Origin of the sequence: Chitinophaga sp. (assembly GCF_039596155.1) — a bacterium.
In the GTDB taxonomy this organism is placed as follows: Bacteria; Bacteroidota; Bacteroidia; order Chitinophagales; family Chitinophagaceae; genus Chitinophaga.
Map to the genome: position 1 here is coordinate 65044 of NZ_JBCNKF010000026.1, position 25298 is coordinate 90341.

Genomic DNA, 25298 nt, shown 5'->3' on the forward strand with positions numbered 1-25298 from the left:
GTAACTCCAAATTATTTACCCCAAAAAATACACACCACATTCGGTATGCAACCAACACTCATTGCTATCGGAGGCGAGAAACAGCTCCCTCCAATAGAGCCACCCACCGACGCTGCGGGACTTTGGCTCCAGGCAACCTATCGCGTAGATTCCACTACCAGAGGCATTAACACAGAAAAACACCAGGTCACGCTGGGCAATGATGACCTGCTGGAACTTGAATTTTCTGATGGCTCCACCTGGATGGTAGACAGGAATACGATGGACGATGTATTCCCCACCGCCAATACCAGGTCTGACAATCAGGTATTTGAACTTCCGCCCGTAATCATCACTTCCGACAGAGACAGAGGCATTCTCAGCACCATTGCGCTCTCTGTAGTACGGCATTTTGTAAAGAATAGCCTGGACAAAAAAGTAGCAGAAATTGCCATTGCCTTTGAAGATAAAGCACTGGGGAATAAACCGGGCTTATACAAGCTGGATACGGGTTTCAATTTCCTGCCACTGAATGCCATGGATAAGGATAAACCTTATCTTCTATTCCTGCATGGCACAGGCTCCTCTACCACCGGCAGCTTTGGGGAACTAAAAGGAAGCAAATTATGGTCGTACATCTGCCAGACGTATGGCAATAATATACTTGCACTCCAACACCGTACGTTAACAGTAAGTCCGTTACAGAATGTGCTGGAGCTTGTACAGCAATTGCCGGATATGATTTCCCTCCATCTCATTACTCATTCCAGAGGTGGATTGCTGGGCGAGATCATATCCCGCTTCTGTATTACAGACGAGGGTACCAACGGATTTTCGGCAGATGAAATTGCATTACTGACCAAACTGGATCGTGATGAAGATGTGAAAAACATCCTGGCGATCCGGGATGCCATGAAGACCAAGAAGATTACGGTCCGCAAATTTATAAGAGTAGCCTGCCCTGCCGCAGGTACGACGCTGGCTTCTAACAGGATGGATCGTTTCTTTAATGTATTGGGCAACCTGCTGCCAGCTTCCATCGATGTATTAAAAGAACTGATCGCCGCTATTCTCGCTACCAAGAATGACAATCATGTATTACCAGGATTGGAAGCAATGGATCCTGCTTCTCCGTTCATAAAAGTATTGAACAATGCTTCGTTCACAGGTACGGTGAGTGCTCCGCTTATGGTGATATCGGGCAACTGCCAGCTGTCACTGAGCCTGAAAGCATTTGTGGTCATTATGAGCAAACTGTTTTACCTGAGGGACAATGATCTGATCGTCAATACCGGATCTATGTACCAGGGTACTAAACGACCTGCTATCCAATATTTCTTTGACCAGGGCGCCAATGTAAATCACTTCCATTATTTCCAGAACGAGTCTACCCAGCAAATGATCCAGCAGGCGCTGGCATATACCGGAGACGGGCTGGCACCTGGATTCCAGTATATGAGTGCGACGGAAGCTGCTGCTTCAAGAGGCCTGGAAGGTGGTCCATTATTTATGGATACAGTGACCGGCAAACGCCCTATTGCCGTGTTACTCCCTGGCATCATGGGCTCCAACCTGGCTATTGACAATGATGTACAGTGGATCAACTACCTCCGCTTTATAAAAGGAAAACTCACACAGTTGAAAATGGATACGCCAGCTGTAACGGCGCCATCTATTGTAGCCACCTCTTATCGCAAGCTGGCAGAGTACCTGGAAGATACATACGATGTAGTTACTTTCCCTTTTGACTGGCGGCAACAACTCAATGATTCTGCTGCATTATTCAACGACAAGATTATTAAACTCCTCGAATACAACCAGCCCATTAAGATCATTGGTCACTCTATGGGTGGGGTATTGGTGAGAGACTTTATACTCATGCACCCTGACACCTGGCAAAAGCTCAACGCCAGCAAAGGTTTCAGGCTACTCTTCTTAGGATCACCACTAGGTGGTTCTTTCCGTATTCCTTATGTATTGTTCGGACAGGATGCGATCATCAGTAAGCTGGCTATGATCGACATTTTCCATACTAAAAAGGAATTACTACAAGTTTTCTCTCAAATGCCGGGTATTTTAAGCTTATTGCCGGTCACTACGGACAAAGACAATGACATGGCAGACCTGGGTGTGTGGCAGAAAATGCGCACGGCTTTTGGAAGTCCAGACTGGCCACTACCTTCACAGGCATTGCTGGATGCTTTTAAAAAATACCGTGACTTCATCAATCAGGAAAGCTGCAATATTGATTTTAGCAATGCCGTATATATAGCAGGTAAAGACAAGCAAACTACCTGTGGTTATGAGATCCGGGATGGGGAACTTTACTTCCTGAGCACCGGCGAAGGTGATCAGAGTGTAACCTGGGCGACAGGTATTCCCTCTCAACTAACAGCAAAAGATGCTGTATATTATGTGAATGTTACCCATGGGGCACTGGCCAATGAACGCTCCATCTTCAATGGCATTGCTGATATTCTGGCTAATGGTTCCACCAGGTTGCTAAGCAAGGTGCGGCCAGCTGTGAGAGGCGATGAAAAAGTGTTCCCGACTATGCCGGGGGCAGATTTCGACATGACAGCCGTAGGTGTGGAAAACACGATCCTGGGATTGGATAGCACCACTACTTTCGAACAAAGTGAAGTACCACTTAATGTCTCCATAAGCCAGGGAGATCTGAGCTATGCCGCATTCCCGATCTTGATCGGACACTTCAACGGAGATGGCATTCTCTACGCTGAGAAAGCAGTGGATCACCATATGGAGAACAGGCTATCCAGAAGACATAAATTAGGCTTATATCCGGGCCTCATTGGTACCAGCGAGATCCTGCTGCCACATTCCCCTGATACAACCGGTGCTGTAGTAGTAGGCCTGGGTGCTGCAGGCGAACTGACAGCGTACCAGTTGGCAAGAACTGTAGAACAGGGCGTGGCCAATTATCTGTTACGCATGGATAGCCAGGCAGGTTCCTCCGGGGAAATTGGTTTATCTCCGCTCATTATCGGTTGCGGTTATGGCGGTTTGACCATAGAAAACTCGGTGAGGGCAATTCTGCAAGGTATTCAACATGCCAATGCCAAGATCCGGAAGCTGCAGGATAATAAGATCCGGCCTGTGGCACATGTTGAGTTCATTGAGAAATATGAGCATCGTGCACTGGCCGCTTATTATGCACTTAATACATTGGAAAATGAAAACTCTAAATCTTTTAACATCCGCATATCCAACAGGAAAATAAAAACGCTGTTTGGGCTGGAAAGACGTTCTGTGCTCAAAGAAACGGACGAATGGTGGAACCGGATCAATGTGCAGCTGGTAAAGAAAGATGACGACAAACCGACTATTAAATGCCTGCAGTTTAGCTCTTCTACAGGTGCAGCAAGAGAAGAACAAAGAAAACTTTACAGCAGTATCAATATCATTTCATCTATAGTTGCCGAGATCTCTAACAGTGATCAATGGACCGCTGCAACTGCAAAGACAGTTTTTGAGTTACTGATACCCAATGACTTCAAAGAGCAACTGAAAAAGCAATGTAACATCAACTGGATTCTGGATAAAGATACTGCAGGCTATCCGTGGGAACTGCTGCACGATGGTACGGAAGACAACTATCCACTATCAGTGAGTGCAGGTATGATCCGGCAACTGGCGACACAGAATTACCGGCTGACCATCAATGCAGTCACTAAGAAAAATGCACTGGTAATAGGAGATCCTGTCACAAACGGTTTTCTACATCCATTGCCGGCTGCTGAAAAAGAAGGTATTGAGGTCACAAATATCCTGCAGGCAAATGGCTTTGCCCCAGCGTCTATGATCAAATCTTCTTCGTTTGAGATCATCAAAGCGTTGTTCGCATCTGGCTATAGAATCATACACATTGCAGGACATGGTATCTTCGACGAAGCAAACCCGGAGAACTGTGGCATCGTGATTGGGAAAGGTGTATTCCTCTCTACCCGGGAGATTGCCCAGATGAGCAATATACCAGAACTTGTATTTGTAAACTGCTGTTCACTGGGTGCAGTCGATGCAGCAGCAGAAGAGTTTTCTCAGAACCGTTATAAACTGGCTGCCAATATTGGCGTGCAGCTGATTGAAAACGGTGCTAAAGTTGTTGTAGCCGCTGGCTGGCCGGTGAATGACGATGCCGCCATGGACTTTACTACGACCTTCTATCAACTCATGTTTGCCGGATACAATTTTGGTGAATCTATCAGGAGAGCGCGTAAATTCATTTTCGAAAAATATCCACGATCCAATACCTGGGGCGCTTATCAATGCTATGGTGATCCATTCTTCAAACTGGTAGAACATGAACATCAGCAGGAAAAGAATACGACCAGTTATGTCATAGCACAGGAGGCAGAAGATGATCTGTTCAATCTGTTCAACAGGTTGCAAACAGGTAATACGCCATTGGAATCGTACCTGGATGAACTATCACATATTTCCCTGGCTATTGATGTTGCTGACATCCGCACCGCTTCTATCACTGAAAAAGAAGCGATGATCTATACCGAACTGGCTGTGTATGATAAAGCTGCTGCAAAATTTGAAGAATTGTTCGCGCTGGAAAAAGCAGAATATTCTGTCTGTGCAGTGGAGACTTACATCCAGGTTCGTTGCCAGAAATGTATGGCAGATTACTTCCTGTATCCGGGAGATCAGAAAAGGCAGGAGCTACAGAAGAATATGCAGGAGGTGCTCACTTACCTCGAAAAACTGAATGCCCTGACTGAAACAGCAGTCAGATTCAATCTGCTGGGACTGGCTTATAAAACGCAGGCCTTCATCAGTGATGATCATATTCCGGACATGCGGATTGCAGCTGGCAAATACCGGTTAGGATACCTGAAAAAACCGAACGGTAATATGCTCAATAGCTGGATAAGACTCGAAATACTCCTCAAACTGGCGGGTAACAAACCTTCTGTAGCAGATGGATACGAGGTAGACTTTGATGCACTGGAGAAGATGTTGCACGAACAGGTACAGACCTTCAGAGAATCGGCCGTCACTATGGACTTCTGGGACAGTGTGATGTTATTGAACTATAGAGTCACCTTACTCATGCTACATCCACCTGCACAGGCCAACGATCCGTTGTTACAGCAGGTTGCTGCCAGTATGCATAGTCTGCGTGGGGGGTCGATTGGTAAGAAAGCAACAGAAAAAGAACACCTGCGGTTTGTAGTCACCGCGTTGAGTTGGTTCAAAGATCCGTCAATGACCTGCCTGAGCAATATGCTGGAAAGTGTATTGAAGGAATGGTAGCCTTTCGCTACATTTGTACCAATGGTTGACAGCGCGCATTATCTGGATTTATATCACTCCCGGAACGAGGAAACACAACTGGTAATAGACATACTGGCGGTCTACATCTACCCGGTAGATAAATACATGCTCACAGATGCGGTGCTGAAGATCCTTGATATAACACAGGATGTAATTACTGACATATTACAAGAGCTCATAGCAGCGGGTGTTGTGGTCAGGCATGTGACCGGCAATTATTCACTCGATCCTGCTATGAGCTTTTTTTTATTCCCAGAAAAAGTAAGGCAGCCACAATATCTGCAATTAATTCAGCAGGTAAAACCGTATTCTTTTTATAGCACCAGCGCGCGTATCCAGGAGCTACAGCAGTTACTCATCGCTTTTTTTACGGGAGAGAAGTCTTTGCTGAGAGCACCTGTTATGCGGATAAGTGGTGAACTCAATGAATACCTGCCGCATCTCTGTTATATTTTATATTTCCCCGAATACAAGCCGTTATTGCAGTTGTTCGACGCAGAAAGCATCTCCAGGCTCTATCAGGCGGCTATTCACCTGCAACTTCAAAGTATGTCGGCGGTGTCTATGCTGGCAACTGAAGCACCTGTTACTAACTGGTCGGTATTATCCGGAATGAACCAGCCGACGGATGATCCTTTTGCACAAGCCGTTCATGCGCTCTATGACCAGCAGCCGGATGCCGCATTTCTCCTGTTTGAGCAAGGCATTAAACAGCAACCGAAAACAGACCGTAAACATATGGTACCGTTATCGCCGGTATTATCGTTTATATACGCTTTTAATCTGACCTTGTTACCTGATTCCAGGTCGTATCCAATGATCACAAAAGTGGTCGCTTTCTACGAAAAAAAACTGAAAGCAGAGATCACACCAGCTATCAGTCTGCTTCATTTTCATCAGGGGAGAAAGGAAAAGGCAGAAAATACGCTGCTGATCTTACTACAGGGCAATCACGGGGACCTGATCAGTTATCTGGCAATCATTTGCCTGCAGATCTATTTGCCCACCAGTAAATTGCTGAAGACATACAAGGATCTCAGCACACAATTACTGTATAAGGGCATTCAAAATAATTACCGCTTTCTTACCTACGAATATCTTTACCTCTTCAAGGATGAAGGGTTTCGCAAAAAGGAAGGCGCTTATCAGGAAGCAGCTTCCGTGATCGGCAGGAAACCGCTGCTTTCTCAGCTAAAAAGGACGGCGGAATGGGAGCGGCTTTTACAACTTCTTTCGGTGCCGGAAGCGCCAGTGTCAGAAAAGCCACAGCAGACCACACGGATTGCTTACCTTGTAGAACCCACCAACAAAGAGATCCAGGTCATTCTCCAATCGTTCAGCAATACCGGAGGATGGAGCAGAGGCCGTCCTGTAGATATGAAGCGATTCAGGGAAGGTGTGACTCCCGGTATGACACCGCAGGATGTGCGAATAGGGGAGTGTCTCATCAAGCAAAGCTTTTATAGTTACGGCGCCGACGATTATGTATTTGAAGACAGGGTATGGCCGGAAATGGCCGGGCATCCTTATCTCTTCATGGCCTATGACCAGGATATTTCTTTGGACATTGTCAAAGGAGAGCCGGAATTGCTTGTCAATAAAACCGGCAAGGGATTTACTTTCGACAGCAATCTTCCAACTACAGATCTGTCAAAAGAGATCATCTTTATCAGGGAATCTGAAACCAGGCTAAAAGTGATCAGGTTAACGCCCAAACAACGTTCCCTGTTACAAACAGTACAACAGATCCCGATAGTACCAGCTGACGGAAAAGAGCAATTGCTGAACGCCCTGCAACAAATGGGCGCACACATTACCGTGCATGCCAATCTGGAAGGCACCGCTCTCAATATTCAGCAGCGCAATGGCGATGCCCGCATCACCATACAATTACAACCGACTGCCGATGCACTGAAAGCTGCTTTCTATGTAAAACCATTCGGTGCAGATCCTCCTTATTGCAAACCTGGTGAAGGTGCTGCCCACATCATAGGCATCATGAACGGAGAACGCTGCCAGGCTACCAGGGATCTGGATAAAGAGAAAGCCAACTACACCCGCTTACTGGAACTTATTCAACAGGCCGTGTCACAGGAAATAGACGATGACCACATCATCTTTTCCGATCCATTGGATTGCCTGCAACTACTGGAAGTGATTCACGAACATCCTGATATTGCTGTTTCAGAATGGCCGGAGGGCGAAAAATTACGTATCCGGAAAGTGGTCACAACACGTAGAATGGCACTGACAGTGAAATCGAACCGGAAGTGGCTGGAATGTCAGGGTGAACTGAAAGTAGATGAAGACATGGTACTTTCACTGAAAGAGCTATTGGATAATACGGTGCAACACAGAAGCCGTTTCATTCCATTAAAGAATGGCAGCTACCTGGCACTCACCAAAAAGCTGTACCGGCAATTGCAGGAAATGAACAGCTTTTCCATAGCCGATCATGAGTCTGTGAAGATACAGCACATGGCCGCACACATGCTTGATGAAATGCTGGAAGAAGCAGGTAGTGTGGAAACAGACAATGCTTTCAAAGCTCAAAAACAGCGCTGGAAAGAGATCATTTCAGTAACACCGGCTATCCCCCTGGCATTGCAGGCCACACTGCGTCCGTACCAGGAGGAAGGTTTCCGCTGGATGGTGCGGTTAGCAAATCTTGGCGCAGGAGCTTGTCTGGCGGATGATATGGGCCTGGGAAAAACTATTCAGGCGATTACCCTATTGCTCCACAGAGCAGCGGAAGGACCTGCATTGGTGGTTTGCCCGGCTTCTGTATTACCCAACTGGATCAATGAGATCAATCGTTTTGCACCTTCGTTAAGGGTAGTGATGCTGCATGCTGGTGGAGATCGGAAAGAACTGCTGGCATCAGTAGGCGGCTATGCTGTCGTGGTCACGACGTATGGTCTGCTGCTGTCTGAGAGAGCGTTACTTACAACTATTGAATGGGATAGTGTGATCCTTGACGAGGCACATGCCATCAAAAACCATCAGACCAGGACTGCAAAAGCGGCTATGGCACTTCAGTCGCACTTCAGGCTAATCCTTACAGGTACGCCTGTTCAGAATAACCTGAACGAGATCTGGAGTCTCTTCCATTTCATCAACCCGGGGTTATTGGGGACACTCAAACATTTTACCAGGCAGTACACTACACCAGTGGTATATAATCCTGATAGCACTGTCAAGGTGCACCTGAAAAAGCTGATAGCGCCCTACATGTTGCGCAGAACAAAAGGAGCGGTGCTGGATGAACTACCGGAGAAAACGGAGATTGTCAAACTCATTCCTTTGTCGCACGATGAAAGGGCATTTTATGAAGCGATCCGCCTCAAAGCAATAGAAAATATCCGCAAATACCGGGTGAGCGATAGCAAACAGCACCTGAATACCCTCACAGAAATAGGCAAACTGCGGATGGCAGCCTGTCATCCACAGATGCTGCATACAGAAGTGAATATTCCTTCTTCCAAACTTTCCACATTCCTGGAGATTGTAGAGGAGCTGATCTCCAATAAACACAGGGCACTGGTATTTAGCCAGTTTGTAAGACACCTGGACCTGGTAAAACGTGCGCTGGATGACAAAGGCATTTCCTACCTTTATCTCGATGGAGCAACATCTATTCCAGACAGAGAGGAACGTGTCAAACAATTTCAGGGAGGCACTGCAGATCTCTTTCTGATCAGCCTTAAGGCTGGTGGCCTGGGCTTAAACCTCACCGCAGCAGATTACGTCATACACCTGGATCCATGGTGGAATCCGGCAATAGAAGAGCAAGCCTCTGATCGTGCTTACAGAATGGGACAGACAAAACCCGTGACCATTTACCGGCTCGTGATGCAGGATACGATTGAAGAAAAAATTATTTCCCTGCACCGGAATAAGCGGGATCTGGCCGATCAACTGCTGGCAGGCAGCGATATTACCGGTAAGCTTTCCACAGAAGAACTGATTGCTCTCATCATGAAATAATTTGAGCTATATTGTATTCGAATATCTAGTTATGCACGAGAATCCCCCCTCTGATCAGACCGCTCAGGCAGATCAGGAGATACAACAAATCAAAGCCGCCCTACATGCAGTAGGCATCGGTATCTGGGATATTGACATTCTTCAGGGTAGAGTTACGCTGGACACCACTTGTAAAGAGCTATTTGGCTTACCGCCGGTGGCCAATATCACCTATGATATGTTGTTGGGAAGCCTGCATCCGGCAGACAGGCAGCTGGTACGGGAGACTGTACGGAAACTCATGAAAAAAAAATCTGACAACAACATTAACCTGCGATTCAGAACAGCAGATCTGGACAATCGTTCCCTACGCTGGTTGCAGGTAAAAGGTCAGGTATACTTTACTTCCGAAGCTACCGCTACCAGGCTCTCTGGTATGGCCATGGATATCACCGGAGAAGTGGCCGCCAATGAAAAAGCGGAAGCAGCAGAAAGACTTGCTGCCATCGCTATGGAAGGTTCCGGTGCAGGTTCATTCACCATCGATTTTGCCAGTGACACGATTACCTATTCCCCTTCGCTGGCACATATGATCATGGGCGAACGGATAGGTGGTAGCAACTTCAGAGATATATTTCTACCATACGTTCACCCTGAAGATCGCCGGATCAGAGAACAGGCTTATGAAGAAGCCATGGACACCGGCATCCTCAACTACGAATGCCGTTTCATCTGGAAAGATGGCACTGTGCATTGGGTAAAGATCAAGGGTAAATATTACTATGACATCAACGGCCAGCCTGTATCCTTTTCAGGCATCGGACTGGATGTGACAGAATCCAGGGAACGAACCCGTCTCTTAAAAGAAGTAGAACAACGCTTCCTGCTGGCATTTAATAATTCCAGTATCAACATGGCATTTCTGGATAAGAACGGCGTCATACAAGAGGTGAATAAAGCCTTTGCGGGGCTGTTGGGATATACACAGCAGGAGCTGTCCGGCACGCGCTACAGAAACATTGTGCAGGCAGATTACCGGAAAGAGAGTGATCAGCTGTTTACCAGCCTCGCAAATGGGGAAAAGGAGTTTTACAATCAGATCAAACAATACTATCATAAAGACGGTGGTGTACGCTGGGTACAGGTAAATATTGCCAGGGTAGCGATGGAAGAAGCCAACACCACGCATATACTCGCCATTGCATTTGATATCGGCAACGAAGTGGCTGTGCGCAAGGAACAGCAACAGCTACTTTCATTGGTAGAAAATAGTAATGACCTGATCATGGTAACCAACCTCGAAGGTAATATTACCTACATCAATGAATCAGGTGTTCGCTTGCTGGGCCTTTCCAATAAGTCCGCGGCTATTACTAAATCAATGAAAGACTTTTTTGAGCCCTCCTTTTTCAATGAGGTTAAAAACGTTATCATACCTGAACTACTCAGAGAAGGTAAATGGACTGGCAGACAAACCTACCAGCACCAGGAGACGGGAGAACACCTGCCTTTCATGACGAACGCTTTCAGACTGGACAGTCCTATGAGCGGAAAACCCATTGCCATAGCGGGTGTAGCCAGAGATCTGCGTACAGAACTCGAAACACAGAAAGCCCTCAGGGAAAGTGAAAACAGGTTCCGGTCGCTGGTAGAAGAAGCCCCGGTACCTACCGCGCTCTTTGTGGGTAGAGAATTGATCATAGAAGTGGCCAATGATGCCATGCTTACCCTGTGGGACAGGGGCCGTTCGGTAATCGGTCGGCCACTCGCCCAGGCAGTACCTGAACTACATGGACACCAGTTCCTGGATATCATAGATGAGATCTTCAATTCGGGAGAAGTGTATCATGGCCGTGAAATACCTGTCGAAATGCTGATTGATGGCAGCATGACGCTCCTGTACCTGAACATCACTTTCAAACCATTACAAGATCCACAGGGAGAAGTATATGGTATTCTGAATATGGCTACCGACAGCACTCAACAGGTACTGGCCAGAAATAAAATCCTGGAAAACCAGAGTTTCCTGGAATCAGAAGTATTAGAACGTACCGAAGAACTGGCGGCTTCCAACGAGGAGCTGGCAGCGATGAACGAAGAATTGCAGGAGGCGAATATGCACCTTGTACGATCCAATCAGGAACTGGAGCAATATGCCTATGTGGCTAGTCATGACCTGCAGGAACCCCTTCGCAAGATCAGGATCTATGCAGACCTGCTGTCAAAAAAGGATGATCTGGGTGTGGAACATAAACGCCTGGTAGATAAAATCAATCAGTCGTCCGAGCGGATGTCTATGTTGATCAAAGACCTGCTGGAATTTTCCCGCCTGCTGGAGGTAGGAAATATGACGCGGGATGTGGACCTGACAGAATTGTTGTTGACGGTGAGCAAAGATTTTGAACTGATCATTGAAGAAAAGAAAGCCCGTATTAATATCGGCAAGCTCCCTGTAATTCAGGGTGTGCCCCTGCAAATGAACCAGTTGTTCTACAACCTGATGAGTAATGCATTGAAATTCACACAGGAAGGGGTAACGCCGGTAGTAGAGATACAGGCACGTGTCATCTCACTGGCAGAAGCAGCGACTTATCTCCGCATGCCGGAACCGGGTAAGCAGTATTACGATATTTCATTCAGAGATAATGGGATAGGCTTTGATAATAAATATGCAGAGCAGATCTTTGAAGTGTTTAAACGCCTGCATAACAGGAATCAATATCCCGGATCGGGCATTGGATTATCACTGTGCAGGAGAATAGTAGTTAACCACGGTGGACATATGTATGTGCTGTCAGCACCACAAGAAGGGACAATCTTTCACATCATCTTACCCGGAAAACAGGGAGCGGTATAATATCAAATTTTTTATTTTTACAACATGAACTTGTTTGGCCTTTGGAATGATTCCTATTACCTGATAATTGGTCTACAGATCTTTTGTATTATCCATTGCCTCAAAACTGGTAAGGGGGATTACATCTGGTTACTGCTTTTCCTGCCTTTTATAGGTATGATCATCTATTTTATCCGTGAAATAATGCCGGAAATTAACAGGGGAGAATTCCTGCCTAATATACGCAGGGTGTTCTTTCCCAAAGCTGCTATCAGAGATTGGGAGCACCGCGTAAAAATATCTGACACCGTTGCTAATAAAATGGGACTGGCAGCAGCTTATGCAGATCAGCAACAATATGACAAAGCTATTGCGCTGGCGGAAGAATGTCGCCAGAGTTTTCCCAGAGACTTAGGTATCCTGCAACAGCTGGCGCGTTTTTATTTCTATGCCGGGCGGTATGCAGATAGTGTTGCCGGTATGGAAAAAGCATTTGCACAAACGAATGCAAACCTGATCAAACAGGAAGATGAATTGATGTATGCCCGTGCACTGGAAGCTACTGGTATGCTGCCTCCGGCAGAAGAGGTATACAAAAAGGTAGTACGCGTACACCACTCTATAGAAGCCATGTATCACTATGGCGTATTTCTCAAAAAACAACATAGAAACGAGGAAGCCCTGCGACAGTTTCAGACGATTAAAAATGAGTTTCACCTACACCCAAGATATGTACGCAGGATGAATAGTAAGTGGTTGCTCCTTGCCAAGAGAGAGATGGCTGGCCTGTAAACCAACAACTCCCGGCGCCACAGTCATTGAATGACTGCTTTGCCAGGAGTGTTTGTGACTATACTTACCGAACTGCTTGTCAACTGCTGATCTTGTGAACTACAAGATTATCATAATAGATATACCCATCTGTTGAAGCTTCCCAATAATCCTGGCTACCGCCACGGAAGGTATGGAAGGTCAATCCTTTGATCAGCCGCTTGCTGTCATTGGTTGTCCAGCGGATATCCGTGTCTAATACGATTGTATTATCGATCACGTATTGTACGTGACCATCTGTATTACTACCTGTATTACTTTTTACATACAGGTGTACGTGGTACCATTGCCCTTTATTCAGACTACCTGAAGAAGGGTATGATTTCCCGAAAGTTTCTCCATAGTTGCCAGACTGGTCTTTGAAGTAGAGGTACGGCTGAAAGAACACACGACCGGCATCAGTCTGATACCACATAAGCCGTGCGCTACCTCCATTCCCATCCCATCCCGGGTCGCCACCGGTATTGCCATCACCGATTGAGAAGCCAAAGCCTAACTTCCCTCCTTTGGACCATTCGAACTGGCTATGAAAACGGATATCATAGTCCACTTCGTAGGCCGAGCCGTCGGAGATGTCGACATTGCCGACTACGCCGCCGGCACCGGAGAGAGCGTTGGCAAGGAGCTTAATCCGGCAGGAGCCGTTCGAAATCCAGCAGCGGCTATCTATCCAGCCGGTAATGTTGCCAAAGTCAGAGGCAGCAGCTGTGCTGGAATAGGTACCATCGGCATAATTGTTCCAATTGATTGACCAGCTGCTGTTTATTGCTGAACCTACAGCGGTGGTCTGAAGAGCGGCGGCGGCAGCAAGTGGGGAAGGTGAAGCGGCCTCCTTCCTGCATGCGCCGATTAAGGTGAGAGCGCAAAGAGCATATACGCCTACCTTGACGGTTAATTTTGATGTCATTGATTTTGGTTTTAAGAGGGAAAAATGGTTTTTCAGGAGGGATGTCGTATAGCGAAGAAAGAAGTACTATCTATATAAGAAAAAAGCTTCTGCCGGATGACAGAAGCTTTAGAGAATTTAGTGTTTTGTGTTATTGACAATGATCTTTTGCCGGCTCACTATCCGCTGCCGCTCATCTGCGACCGTTACAACGTAAAAACCAGCTGGCAGGTTGCTTACATTCAATGTAATGCTATTTCCCTGCGCTATGCGTGAAATCAGCTTCACGCCATTCAGGTTATATAATGATACGATGTAGCGAGATGCCTTCCGGGGCAATGATACATTCACAATGCCTGATGCCGGATTAGGCCATACATGACAGGTGGGTACTTTCACGGTATCCACTGTGGTATCTGGTACTTCCGGTGCATCCGGGTAAGTAAAAGGAAAATCTATTCTTGCCTGTTTAAACTGCATCTCCAGTTCATCATCCCACTTGAATGCAGTATCAGCCTGATTCTTCAGACTATACTTCACTGCACCACTCCAGAAGTGCACAAACTCACCCAGGTTCAGATCTCTTGTATATTCGCCGTTGTGTTGAGGAAAATATGCCGCCAGCAATGTAAAGAACCGGTTCAGTGCTGCGCTGGAATCTGAACGTGTATAGATAGGATAGAACCAGTCTCTGAACCAGTGTGTACCCGGCTTAGGATAGTTCTCTACACCACCGATAACGTCATTATAGGTACCCTGTGCATCAGCATTCCAGCCTAGTCTCTTCTCAACATCGTAAATAAAGATCTCCATCCATTTACTGTCATGCCAGATGGAAAAGGCAGGAGAGTTCTTGACGCCTTTACTACCACCTTCCACAATATGTCCTATTTCATGAATAGAGGCACCCAGGTTCCAGTCACTTCTTGTAGCCCAGTCACCACCCAGGTCAGCAACATTACGATAGTCGTGCGTATCATCAAACACAGTGGCAGGATGGCCGCCAGAGAAACCAGCCACACTATGATACACCATATTTACTTTGGGATCACTAAAGCTGCCGTAATTTGATTTTACATACTCCCATACCTTTGTCATATCATCATTCATCCAGGTGATATTACGTGGTACAGCACTATCATAGTACATATTGATACTGCTATTGCTATATACCAGTGACAGCAGCTCTCTGTGTTCAAACCAATGCTCCTTCCAGGTAGCTGGTGGCGTATTTGTCAACGTTGTATTACCGGCATATACCCATTCAGAATTTCCTTGACTATTTTCTGCTCTTACGCGATAATAATATGGAGTAAGCGGGGATAACTCAAGGGAATTGAAATGTGTGGAATTTGCATTCAGCACTTTTGAGAAATTCCAGTTACTACTGTCAGCAGAACGTTCCAACCGGTAGCTTGTTTCGGTGGTGGCATTATCAGACCAGTCTAACTGAATCTGGTTGCCGGATACGCTGGTAGCTGTCAGGCCACCAGGTGCTGCAGGAGCGCCTGTAGGCAAGGTACCACTGCCGGTACCATAGATCTCCAGTTCTGAAAACTGGATCAGGTTATCCCCATTATTTGCAGTAATATTTAAACGGTAGTATTTATAAGCAGTCGTGTTAGGGAACACAAAAGTTCTCTTTTTCTGCCTGCCTGTAAATACCTGGTTCGTTTGTGTATTCAGTGTTACCCAGGTAGTACTGTCATTAGAGCCTTCAAATACCCAGTCCTTCGGGTCTCTGCCCTCCGCATCATTACCGGATGTTATGGCATATTGTGTAGCAGTGCCCGGGTGTGCTAATTTGTATACTACCCAGGTAGCAGGATTGTAGGCCAGGTATTTGGTGTAAATACTGTTGTCCGTTGCTTTGGCAATACCTTCTGCCCCTGTTGTATTGAATTGATCTGATACTACTCCGTTTACATAATCCGTGAGGTCTGTTGCATAAGGCGCGTTCGCCGTTTTTACAACAGGCGATTTGGCAATAGCAGATACACCGGTTGCATTCACTGCCCTTACATGATAAATGTAGGCGGTTCCTACACTCAGGCCACTGTCAGCATAGTGCTGCACATTGGCGGCCACGGTATCCAGCGTATGAAAATTTACACCATCAACAGAACTGGAGATAATGTATCCTGTTTCATTTGTGGCATTATCAGTCCAGCTCAGGTAGGCATTATATCCTGCAATGCTGGCGTTCAACTGGGAGGGTGCAGCAGGACCTGCAACAGATCCGGACAGTTTCCATTCTGAAAACTGGATAGCTCCTGCGCCGTTGGCGGCGGTGATGTGAAGTCGAAAATACAGGTATGCGGTGGCACCGGATACTGTGTATGTGTTGGTCTGAAAACGGGCTGAAAAAGTCTGTGCGGTCTGACTATTGAGCGTTACCCAGGTACTGCCATCATTGGAACCCAGGAGCTCCCAATTTGCGGGATCTCTTTCAGGTGCATCATTGGCAGCAGAAATGGAATATTGACTTAAAATAGCGGAACAGGCAGACTGGTACTGTACCCAGATGTCTGTGTGGGCAGTGTAGTACTTGGAGTTAACATCATTGTCGGTGATGTTTTGATAGTTTTCCTTCGCGTTGTCGTCGTTGTTATACTGTACAGTGACGGTACCGCCATTTCTGGTAAGGTCTGTCTGGGCAAAGGTGCCCAGACTACTGCATAGGCATACAGCGTACAAAGATAGCTTTGTAAAAGTACGGGTGATCATGATTGGCGTTATGCGTTTTGATTAATAAAGTGCACACTTAAAGGTGGATGTCGATTTTGGTCTACAGTGTCCTGGTCACAACGATGTTTTATAAAAATAAGCACAGGGGGGTTATCAACCTGTCAACGGATTTCAAATGGATTGTTAATGGATTTTAAAGATATCTTTCAGGGTTTTACGGGCGGCGTGATAGCCGCACATACCATGCACACCGCCACCGGGTGGGGTTGCAGAAGAACAAACATAAATACCTTTTGCGGGTGTGCTGTAAGGAGATAAACGGATAGCTGGGCGGGTATACAGTTGTGTAATGTCTAAAATACCACCATTGATATCGCCGCCTATATAATTAGGATTATAGTCTTCCATCTGTCGGGTGTTCATCGTATGCCTGCCAATGATCAGGTCACGGAAACCAGGCGCAAAGCGTTCAACCTGGTTTTCGATCTGTGTGGTCATATCCACGGTAGAACCATGAGGAACGTGACAATATGCCCAGGCGGTCTGCTTACCTTCAGGTGCACGGGTAGGGTCAAAGATGCTTTGCTGGGCCAGCAGTACAAAAGGTTTTTCCGGATGATGTCCTTTAGAGGTGAGGTGTTCATTGGTGGTGATCTCTTCCAATGTATTTCCTAAATGCAGGGTACCAGCTTTACGGCAATGTTCATTGGTAAAGGGGATAGGGCCATCCAACGCCCAATCTATTTTGAACACACCCATCCCATAACGATAACGTTGCAATTGGTATTTGTAGCAGCCTTTTATTTTTTCTCCGGCAATATCCAGTAATTGCCTGGGTGTGACGTCCAGCAGGATAGCGCGGGCAGGAGGGAGTTCATTGAGTGAATGTACATAAGTATTCGTTTGTATTTCTCCGCCGATAGATTCAAAATAAGCTGCCAGCGCATTGGCAATGGCTTGTGAGCCTCCTTGAGGTGCAGGCCAGCCTTCCAGATGTCCGTTGGCTAATAACACCATGCCGATTGCAGCAGTCGTGAGGTTAGTCAATGGTTGTATAGCATGGGCTGCCATACCGGCAAATAGGCCACGGGCTGCCTTTCCCCGGAACTTTGCGGCCAGTGTTTTGGCTGGTAATAATGCTTTTATGCCAAACCGCGCCATCGCACCGGGATGCTTTGGAAACTGTAACGGGCCAAGTAAAGCAGGCGCCAGTATTGGCCAGTCGTTTACGACCGGGTCCATGAGCTGGTGATAGGTATTTTCGTCTACACCAAGTCCTTTGGCTGTCTCAGCCAGAGAGCGATGTAATACGGCAGCTGTGCCATCGTCGAAGGGGTGTGCAGCTGCAACGGCGGGTTGCAAAAACTTCAACCCAAAGTCCGCCAGTGGAAGTGTACGAAAAAAAGGAGATCCTGCTGCTAATGGATGTATGGCAGAACAAACGTCATGAACAAAACCGGGCAGGGTGAGTGCTTTGGAACGGAGTCCGCCACCAATCGTATCCCGGCCTTCCAGCAGCAGGACCTGTATACCCTGCTGTTGCAGCGTAATAGCTGCCGCCAGGCCGTTTGGACCTGCACCTACAACGATTGCATCGTACGCTGATTTGTTCATACAGTTGTTAATATTGTCCTGCTTCGATGGTACTTTCAGACAATGTATATCTTTTATCAGGCTTATCCAAAATTACGTAAGTTATCATGCAGACCTTAGAGAATGATGACCTGCAATACCTATAACGCGGAAAATTGTGCACAGCGTGGCGATCTTTGCACTCAGGCAGGCTCCTATGGATTGAAAGGAAATTCAAATACGGGAAGGCATCAATTGTTCAAGGTGTTCTATAAATGAAATGTGGGTGCATTTTAGACGCAAATCCTGCTGGTTTATGTGGGGGAAATTGCCTTCGCTCGCGAGGTATCAAAATACAAAGAGCCTGTACCATTTCTCGATACAGGCTCTTTCCAATCCATTACCTGGGGTCACATCAACGTTCCATCATATCAAGAATATCAGTCCAGATAATTCGCGCGATCTGCTCACTCTCCACCATTCTGATTCTTTCTGCCGGCAGCACCATACTATCTTCCTGCCAATCAATCTGGTCCGGCGAGAAATCTTTCAGAATATTACCACTTGTAATTACTTCATAGGTGGTTTCATGACGTGCTTCATTCACACTGATCACAATCTGATAGGACCGACCCTCTATATATACCGTAATTGTATTCTTTTCCATAACAAACAAAAATTAGTTGTGCTATCGCGACAATATGTCGCAACAGTAGGGGTACAAATGCTGTAAGATCAGATATAGAAAGCTAACCATGATTGGCCGCGCGATGTCATGCTTTTTTCGCCACGCCGGTAGGATGGGGTCCCCTGGTTTTTTCCTTGTTGATGGTCAGGCCAATGGCTTCGGCCTGACTGGGATGCTTCACTTTCTTTCCACTTTCATGCTTTGTTCCTGTTTCCTGGTTTTTTGCCATGTCGACGCGCATTTTAATGGGTGAGTAATAGAAGAACACTGATGATAAATCAAAAGGTTTGCCAGCTTGTTCACCATACCGTTAAATAATGTTAATGAATTGTAAATCAGCCGATAACAGATTCCATTTCCTGGATCTGTCAGGTAGTGGAGGGATTGGAGAAGTGTCTACAAAGGGTTCCAATGAGCACCCTATCGGAATAGGAAAGGCTGTGGAGAACCCGGCAGATGAAGGGTAGCGCCCGGAGCAGGGATAACACAAAAAGGCACGCTGCCCACCAGGGGGTTAGCAGATGAAAAACCTGTTGAGACCTGTATCTCGGCCTGGCTGGCAGCATGCAGTTTACAATTCAGCGTACTTGTATCGTGGTAACTTTAGCACAAAGGAGAGGACTCGGCCCCTATCAATAACGTTTATCTATGTATTCGTTATCGCTAAATTACCAATACCATCGTTTAAAAGTTGTCAATGAATTTTAAACGAATTGTAAATGAAATTTAAATTTCCGATATTTAAATATGAACAGAAAAACGCGGATGGGGCTCAACCTGGCGATTGAAAGAATATATTTGTCTTTCAGGAATTATTTCATGAGGCATCCGGTTAAGGTTTATATCACTTCTTCTGTTATCTGTTTTATCGTATTGGCAATTGTTCAGGTCATGTTAGTATACAATACCTATGATCTGCTGAACAGAAGATTCTACTATGAGAAGAAAGGACGTATCAATGAACGTTATACCAAAGCTATCATCAATGACCACGTCTTCCCTGGTGGAAAAGATATCATAGAAAACCTGCTATCACCTCATTACCACGAACTGGAAAGACTTTACAAGGAGGGTGATACCACCCGGTTTAATCAGGCATCTCAACAATTACTACAGACTATTTTCAATACACTTATCAGCAAACAAAATGCGGATGCGTTACTAAGAGATATCAAGGACAAAGAAGGTATCCGTGATTCACTCAAATACCTGCTCGTGATATCCCGCATCGACCTGCAATTTGCGGATCTGAAATATGTGAATATTTATGACAAGCGAAAAAAGTATCCGCTCATAGATGGTCATATTCAGACGACTAAAGGGATCAGGATCTTTGGTGATCTGAGTGATCCCGATGAGCAAAGCCAGATCATCGGCCTCTTTGTATCTGATCCTAAACCTTATACTTATGCGATTAGTTTTTCGCTCTACGCGGATCCTTACAACCGCCGGCAGTTAGTGTTCAAACAAATGCAGGGCATCCTCACCATGAGTCTGCTCTCCGTGCTTGCGATCGTCATCCTGTTCTTTATCACGCTACGCAACTGGATCAAACAGAAGCATATTGCTGATGTAAAAACAGATTTTATCAACAACATCACCCATGAGTTCCATACCCCGCTCTCTGCGATTATGGTAGCCAATAAGAACATACAGAACGAAAGGGTACTTGAAAACAAAACGGCCATCCGATCACTTTCCGATATCATTGAGCGGCAATCACAGCGATTAAAGCTATTAATCGGGCAGGTCCTCGATATTGCGGCAGTAGATCAGTTGTATGTAAAGAAAGGTCCTGAGGACCTGCATGTGCTGATCAGTGAGATCCTCACTGATTTCAGCATCAAATTCCCTTCAGAAAACCTGCAATTGTCTTTTTTACCCGCACCGTCCAGTATTGTAATCAATACAGACAGCTTTCACTTTACTACCCTGTTACTCAATCTCCTTGATAATGCGGTGAAGTACAACCTGCAGGAGGTGAAGCTCATCCAGGTAGCCGTTGTGGAAACAGACACTGATATACAAATCTCTATCAGTGACAATGGAATTGGTATGGATAAAGAAACAATCCGTTATATCTTTGATAAATTCTACCGGAACCAAAAAGACCTGACGCAAAATGCCAAAGGTTTAGGACTTGGCCTGCATTATGTAAAACAATGCATAGATGCTCACCAATGGAGTGTAAAAGTGGAAAGTGAACCTGGCATGGGAAGTACATTTGTAATCATTATACCTAAGTGAAAATTGTAAGGGGATGAAACACAAAATTCTGTTAGTAGAGGATGAAGCAGACCTCGGAAACGTTGTAAAACAATACCTGGAATTAATGGATTTTGATGTGGACTGGCAGCAAAATGGCCGGACCGCCCTGGACGTGTTTGAAAAATCGCCCAATGCGTATCATATTCTACTCATAGATGTAAACCTGCCGGGACTGAATGGATTTGAACTGGCTGAGCATGTCATCAAACTTAACCCGGACGTACCATTCCTCTTCCTTACTGCGAGAGGAGATAAAAATGACCGTCTGAGCGGGCTTAAAATTGGAGCAGACGACTATGTGGTAAAACCATTCGATGTAGACGAACTGGTATTACGCATCCGTAATATCATCAAGCGGAAACAGCCTGTAGTCAGCGCAGAACCTGCACAGCAGAAAGTGATCAATATAGGTACCACCCAGCTCTTTGTAGATTCGCTGAAGCTGATAACAGAACAGGGTGAAGAGATCATTCTCACCCCAAGAGAGTGCGATTTGCTGGTATTGTTCTTTAACAATGTGAACCGTGTTCTGAAGCGGGAAGAAATTCTCACGAAGGTCTGGGGTTCTAATGATTACTTCGTAGGCCGCAGCTTAGACGTATTCATTTCACGTTTCAGAAAGTATTTCCAACATAATATTAATATCAGTATCAAGAATGTATATGGTATTGGTTTTGTATTTAATGTGAAATAGCGATCGCCCTGTTAGCGCGGTTATAAGCTGTTTGCTGCTTGTATTCGAACCATTTTTTACCCAGCAACTTCCGCATCGCATCGTCAAAACGGCGGGTGATAAAGATGTTCCTTACACCAATGGCCCGCTTGGTCAGCGATACCGGCAGTGCCCTGTAAGCCACGGAATAACCGGCCGTTTCATATTGTATATAATGCCAGTATCCTGACGGGATAAAAATCGTATCTCCTACATCCAATGTACACTCGTACCCATTTAACAGGCGTAAGCCGGGATACCTGTCATAATCAGGTTGCCGCAGATCTGCAAGACCATGGAAGTTCCAGGGTAAGCGATACAGCAAACTTGCCTGATCATTTGGGAATAGCCATACTCTTTTTTTGCCATGCAACTGGGTGAGAAATACATGCGACATATCAATATCATAGTGGTACCGCACAGAAGATCCTTCTCCACCAAAGAAAAGGAATGGTAACCAGGTCAGCAGGTTATCCGCCAGCTTTTTTACCTGCAGCTCCTTCCTGATATGCGGTTTTTCACGCAACAGATTGAAAAGAAATAAGCGGCTTTCCGTAGGCCCGGAAGCGATCAAATCGAGATAATCTCCAAAAAGCATTTTATTTCCGGCCTGACTGGTGGCCTTGTCTAAGTGCGCATTTTCCTTTTCATGCACTGCTACCAATGTATTACCGGCTTCTTTTTTAAAATATTCATAGTTCCACCTGGTTAATATATCCTGGCTTTCCGGTAAGATAAAATCCTTAATCAACGCTGGTTTTCCGGGCTTTACAAATGCTGCTGTAAATTGCTCCCGGCTATAGCCGCTGACTATGTCTACGGGTTTCAGATGCATATATATACTTGTCTTTTATTAGTGCCTGGTATCTATACAGACGATCTTCGATGTGGAATCGACGCTGGCAATCGCAATGCTTACGGCAGGTGCATCCTGCTGGTTATTTAACTGATGTTGTTCTACACTCACCGATATGGTAAATGCGGTGATCACCGCGATGACACCTAAGGAGGCAAATGAAGCCGCATACTGTCTGCATAAATTCAGTTTCATGACTTTTCGTTTTTTAGATGGACTGCAAGGCTGCTTACACAGCCCTACAGATCCAACAACAGAGAACAGAAGGTTGATTTTTGGACCCATTCCCGACGGTATATGCATAGCAATGCCCCATCCGGTGAAGGATCAATTATCTTTCAGGGTGAATAATAAAACTGAATCTTTTGAACAGTGGTGGGCTGTTTCAGGTGGTGGTAACAACAAATTTAATAGGAGTGGATCTAATTTCCAAAAAATAGTTCATCAATTTTGTAGACTAAACGAAAGGGAATGATTCTCAATACAAAGCAAAAGAGATTGATTGCGAAAATTCCCTTTCGCAGTAATTACATCTTGTTTCTTAGTGTGGGTTATCAGTGCGTAGCCTTTCTGCTGCTGTAGTGATATACTGTTGTTCGCTGTCTTTCTTTGCTCTCTTTGCCTTTGTGACCGTAGATTTTGTTTACAATAATAAATACAACTGTAATGCTCGCAATGATAACATAATGCAATACGATTGAAGGCATAATGTCAGTGGAATAAAATTGTTGATAGTGCTGTTTAGTGCTGTTAATAGTGCGCCCTTAAACTTACCCGCTTTCTCATGAAAAGATACTGCACTGAAACGAAATTTACATCACACTTTCCTGTTATTAACAAATATTAACATCGCTTCCTGAGTCCGCATTTATTTATCACTGCGAAACATATTAAAATTATTATTTAAGGCACACGTAATACCGTCTTTACAGACACTGGTTTGCCCAAAACAGGCATCCCTTCCTTGTCCCAGGTGAAAGGCTGCATACGGGGAGAACGCTTATTACCACATCCATCACCCGGATTATCATTGGCATGATACAGGATCCAGTCTTGCCTTCCATTAGGTGTTGTAAAGAAGGAATTGTGCCCGGGTGCATATACCCCGGTTTCCGGTGATTGCAGGAATACGGGCCTGGGACTTTTTCTCCAGCTGGCAGTATCCAGCAGATCGCTGTTAGCATCAGCTACCAGCATCCCCAGGGCATAGAAATCAGTCCAGCAAGCACTGGCACTGTAAAACAGGAATATTCTATTGCCATGCTTCAGGATCTCCGGCCCCTCATTCACGTTGACATGAGGCAGGTTCGGATCATTCAGGTCGCCATGTGTTTCCCATTCCAGTACCGGCCGGGATAGTCTTACACGTGAGCCCTTAATAGTGAGCGGATCGTTCATTTCTGCTATATAAATGTCCTGCTCCCCATTCTTATCGCCTTCCCAGCCAGACCAGATCATATACAACTTTTGTTTGTGCTCGAATACAGAGGCATCAATCGCCCACTTGTCAGCAGGGTCTGCAACCTTGCCCTTCATTTCCCAGTTGCCTTTCATAGGATCGGGAGAACTGTTCTCCAACACATAAATGCGGTGATGCTGGTTATCGCCGTCGTCAGCGCAGAAGTAGATATACCATTTCCCCTGCAGGAAGTGGATCTCCGGTGCCCAGATCTCTTTGGAGAAAGGCCCTGTGGCGGGAGGTGTCCAGACGTTCTTGTGAGGCGCATCCGATAGCCTGGCCATATCAGGGGTTTTCCACAACTCCAGGTGATTCCCTACTGTATGCATATAATAGTAGTATCCGTCCTTATAAGTCACCCAGGGATCAGGCCCTGAGGATAACAGCGGGTTACGAAAGGTGTTTTTTTGTTGTGCATTGCAGGCGAATGCACAAAGCAGCAGAAAAAGCGGGAGCATCGGTTTCATATACAAGAATTAAAAAAACCGCTGCCTGCAATTTCATTGCACGCAGCGGTCCACTGACTATAAATATTAAAGTTCAACTTTTACTATTGGTGAATAGAGCAGATCTTCCACGCCGGCAATCTTTACACCGACTCTTGCATATGCATAGTTCTGCACACCGGTGGTACCTACTGATGACATAGAAGCAGGGATAGCTACGGACATAGACACGTTGTTCAGATCCGTGATACTCCCACCGGCTACCGCAGTCCTTGCTACATAGTTGCTCTGGTCTACGATGGCTGTCTGGTTCAGATAAAGATACACGTTTTCAACACTTCTTGCATTGGCATCTGTAATGATCTGTTCCAATTTGAAAGTAGCAGTAGCATTAGTACCACTCCGGGCAATCTGCTGGTTACGGATCATATAGTATGGCATTACCTCGATGTTCATGGTGGTATTGCCAGACAGATTCAATGGAATCGTATCGGTATTGGTAGCATTGTTAATCACTGATCTGAATGGTCCCTGGCCGGCAGGAATGATCAGCTTGTAATGGCCGTTGAAGAGGAGGGAAGAGAAAGAACCATCTTCTTTTACCTGCACGGCAATTGCGCCGCTCTTACCCCAGCCGGGTTCCCACAGTTCAAAATAGACTGCCAGCGAAGCTACATTGATGGCTTCACCCTGGTAAGTAATGCTACCCTGGAAAGTAGTTTTTGGTTCGTCATAATTATCCTTCCTGCAAGCGAATGCAGTCATGGCAATCAATAGCCCGGTGATATATTTTCTACGAAACATAAT

Annotated in this window: 16 protein-coding genes; 7 read left to right on the forward strand and 9 right to left on the reverse strand. The window is 45.8% G+C overall.

Annotated elements, in window-relative coordinates; translation table 11 throughout:
• Positions 1 to 45: 45 nt before the first annotated feature.
• From ABDW33_RS22765 to ABDW33_RS22780, 4 genes are read left to right on the forward strand one after another with little or no spacing between them, the layout of a single operon-like run.
• A complete protein-coding gene (locus ABDW33_RS22765) occupies positions 46 to 5262 on the forward strand; it encodes a CHAT domain-containing protein (RefSeq protein WP_343692404.1) in 5217 nt (1738 codons plus the stop codon).
• Between the two features lie 21 nt (positions 5263 to 5283).
• Complete coding sequence (locus ABDW33_RS22770; RefSeq protein WP_343692405.1) at positions 5284 to 9270, forward strand: DEAD/DEAH box helicase; 3987 nt, start codon at positions 5284 to 5286, stop codon at positions 9268 to 9270.
• Between the two features lie 31 nt (positions 9271 to 9301).
• On the forward strand, positions 9302 to 12106 hold the full coding sequence (locus ABDW33_RS22775; protein ID WP_343692406.1) for a PAS domain S-box protein: 2805 nt from the start codon (positions 9302 to 9304) through the stop codon (positions 12104 to 12106).
• A 24-nt stretch (positions 12107 to 12130) separates the two neighbouring features.
• Positions 12131 to 12877 (forward strand): tetratricopeptide repeat protein, encoded by a 747-nt coding sequence (locus tag ABDW33_RS22780; RefSeq protein ID WP_343692407.1) that lies wholly within the window; start codon positions 12131 to 12133, stop codon positions 12875 to 12877.
• Positions 12878 to 12956: 79 nt separating this feature from the next.
• Here ABDW33_RS22780 and ABDW33_RS22785 read toward each other — a convergent pair whose 3' ends face one another.
• From ABDW33_RS22785 to ABDW33_RS22805, 5 genes are all read right to left on the reverse strand, one after another.
• A complete protein-coding gene (locus ABDW33_RS22785; RefSeq protein WP_343692408.1) occupies positions 12957 to 13823 on the reverse strand; it encodes a polysaccharide lyase in 867 nt (288 codons plus the stop codon).
• A 117-nt stretch (positions 13824 to 13940) separates the two neighbouring features.
• Entirely contained in the window at positions 13941 to 16529 is a 2589-nt protein-coding gene (locus ABDW33_RS22790; protein ID WP_343692409.1) for a T9SS type A sorting domain-containing protein, read from the reverse strand.
• 144 nt (positions 16530 to 16673) lie between these two features.
• The gene (locus tag ABDW33_RS22795; RefSeq protein WP_343692410.1) at positions 16674 to 18104 is read right to left on the reverse strand and encodes an NAD(P)/FAD-dependent oxidoreductase; all 1431 of its coding nucleotides are present in this window, start codon (positions 18102 to 18104) and stop codon (positions 16674 to 16676) included.
• Positions 18105 to 18477: 373 nt separating this feature from the next.
• Positions 18478 to 18729 carry a hypothetical protein gene (locus ABDW33_RS22800; protein WP_343692411.1) on the reverse strand — a complete coding sequence of 84 codons (252 nt, stop codon included), beginning with the start codon at positions 18727 to 18729 and terminating at the stop codon, positions 18478 to 18480.
• 106 nt (positions 18730 to 18835) lie between these two features.
• A complete protein-coding gene (locus ABDW33_RS22805) occupies positions 18836 to 18979 on the reverse strand; it encodes a hypothetical protein (RefSeq protein WP_343692412.1) in 144 nt (47 codons plus the stop codon).
• A 94-nt stretch (positions 18980 to 19073) separates the two neighbouring features.
• On the opposite strand from ABDW33_RS22805, the gene ABDW33_RS22810 reads away from it, so the two are divergent.
• From ABDW33_RS22810 to ABDW33_RS22820, 3 genes are all read left to right on the forward strand, one after another.
• Entirely contained in the window at positions 19074 to 19217 is a 144-nt protein-coding gene (locus ABDW33_RS22810) for a hypothetical protein (protein ID WP_343692413.1), read from the forward strand.
• 280 nt (positions 19218 to 19497) lie between these two features.
• On the forward strand, positions 19498 to 20997 hold the full coding sequence (locus tag ABDW33_RS22815) for a HAMP domain-containing sensor histidine kinase (protein WP_343692414.1): 1500 nt from the start codon (positions 19498 to 19500) through the stop codon (positions 20995 to 20997).
• 13 nt (positions 20998 to 21010) lie between these two features.
• A complete protein-coding gene (locus tag ABDW33_RS22820) occupies positions 21011 to 21712 on the forward strand; it encodes a response regulator transcription factor (RefSeq protein WP_343692415.1) in 702 nt (233 codons plus the stop codon).
• Here the strand turns inward: ABDW33_RS22820 and ABDW33_RS22825 are convergent.
• From ABDW33_RS22825 to ABDW33_RS22840, 4 genes are all read right to left on the reverse strand, one after another.
• On the reverse strand, positions 21699 to 22565 hold the full coding sequence (locus ABDW33_RS22825) for a cupin-like domain-containing protein (RefSeq protein WP_343692416.1): 867 nt from the start codon (positions 22563 to 22565) through the stop codon (positions 21699 to 21701). The genes ABDW33_RS22820 and ABDW33_RS22825 overlap by 14 nt on opposite strands.
• A gap of 18 nt (positions 22566 to 22583) precedes the next feature.
• On the reverse strand, positions 22584 to 22781 hold the full coding sequence (locus ABDW33_RS22830; RefSeq protein ID WP_343692417.1) for a hypothetical protein: 198 nt from the start codon (positions 22779 to 22781) through the stop codon (positions 22584 to 22586).
• A 708-nt stretch (positions 22782 to 23489) separates the two neighbouring features.
• A complete protein-coding gene (locus ABDW33_RS22835) occupies positions 23490 to 24512 on the reverse strand; it encodes a glycoside hydrolase family 43 protein (RefSeq protein WP_343692418.1) in 1023 nt (340 codons plus the stop codon).
• 66 nt (positions 24513 to 24578) lie between these two features.
• A complete protein-coding gene (locus ABDW33_RS22840; RefSeq protein ID WP_343692419.1) occupies positions 24579 to 25295 on the reverse strand; it encodes a DUF3823 domain-containing protein in 717 nt (238 codons plus the stop codon).
• Positions 25296 to 25298 lie beyond the last annotated feature (3 nt).

Bases quoted from the DNA above. Each gene is read 5' to 3' on its own strand.
- ABDW33_RS22775 (WP_343692406.1), top strand. From the start codon at position 9,302: ATGCACGAGAATCCCCCCTCTGATCAGACCGCTCAGGCAGATCAGGAG.
- ABDW33_RS22770 (WP_343692405.1), top strand. From the start codon at position 5,284: ATGGTTGACAGCGCGCATTATCTGGATTTATATCACTCCCGGAACGAG.
- ABDW33_RS22840 (WP_343692419.1), bottom strand. From the start codon at position 25,295: ATGTTTCGTAGAAAATATATCACCGGGCTATTGATTGCCATGACTGCA.
- ABDW33_RS22790 (WP_343692409.1), bottom strand. From the start codon at position 16,529: ATGATCACCCGTACTTTTACAAAGCTATCTTTGTACGCTGTATGCCTA.
- ABDW33_RS22800 (WP_343692411.1), bottom strand. From the start codon at position 18,729: ATGGAAAAGAATACAATTACGGTATATATAGAGGGTCGGTCCTATCAG.
- ABDW33_RS22805 (WP_343692412.1), bottom strand. From the start codon at position 18,979: ATGGCAAAAAACCAGGAAACAGGAACAAAGCATGAAAGTGGAAAGAAA.
- ABDW33_RS22780 (WP_343692407.1), top strand. From the start codon at position 12,131: ATGAACTTGTTTGGCCTTTGGAATGATTCCTATTACCTGATAATTGGT.
- ABDW33_RS22795 (WP_343692410.1), bottom strand. From the start codon at position 18,104: ATGAACAAATCAGCGTACGATGCAATCGTTGTAGGTGCAGGTCCAAAC.
- ABDW33_RS22820 (WP_343692415.1), top strand. From the start codon at position 21,011: ATGAAACACAAAATTCTGTTAGTAGAGGATGAAGCAGACCTCGGAAAC.
- ABDW33_RS22785 (WP_343692408.1), bottom strand. From the start codon at position 13,823: ATGACATCAAAATTAACCGTCAAGGTAGGCGTATATGCTCTTTGCGCT.
- ABDW33_RS22825 (WP_343692416.1), bottom strand. From the start codon at position 22,565: ATGCATCTGAAACCCGTAGACATAGTCAGCGGCTATAGCCGGGAGCAA.
- ABDW33_RS22765 (WP_343692404.1), top strand. From the start codon at position 46: ATGCAACCAACACTCATTGCTATCGGAGGCGAGAAACAGCTCCCTCCA.
- ABDW33_RS22810 (WP_343692413.1), top strand. From the start codon at position 19,074: ATGAATTGTAAATCAGCCGATAACAGATTCCATTTCCTGGATCTGTCA.
- ABDW33_RS22815 (WP_343692414.1), top strand. From the start codon at position 19,498: ATGAACAGAAAAACGCGGATGGGGCTCAACCTGGCGATTGAAAGAATA.
- ABDW33_RS22835 (WP_343692418.1), bottom strand. From the start codon at position 24,512: ATGAAACCGATGCTCCCGCTTTTTCTGCTGCTTTGTGCATTCGCCTGC.
- ABDW33_RS22830 (WP_343692417.1), bottom strand. From the start codon at position 22,781: ATGAAACTGAATTTATGCAGACAGTATGCGGCTTCATTTGCCTCCTTA.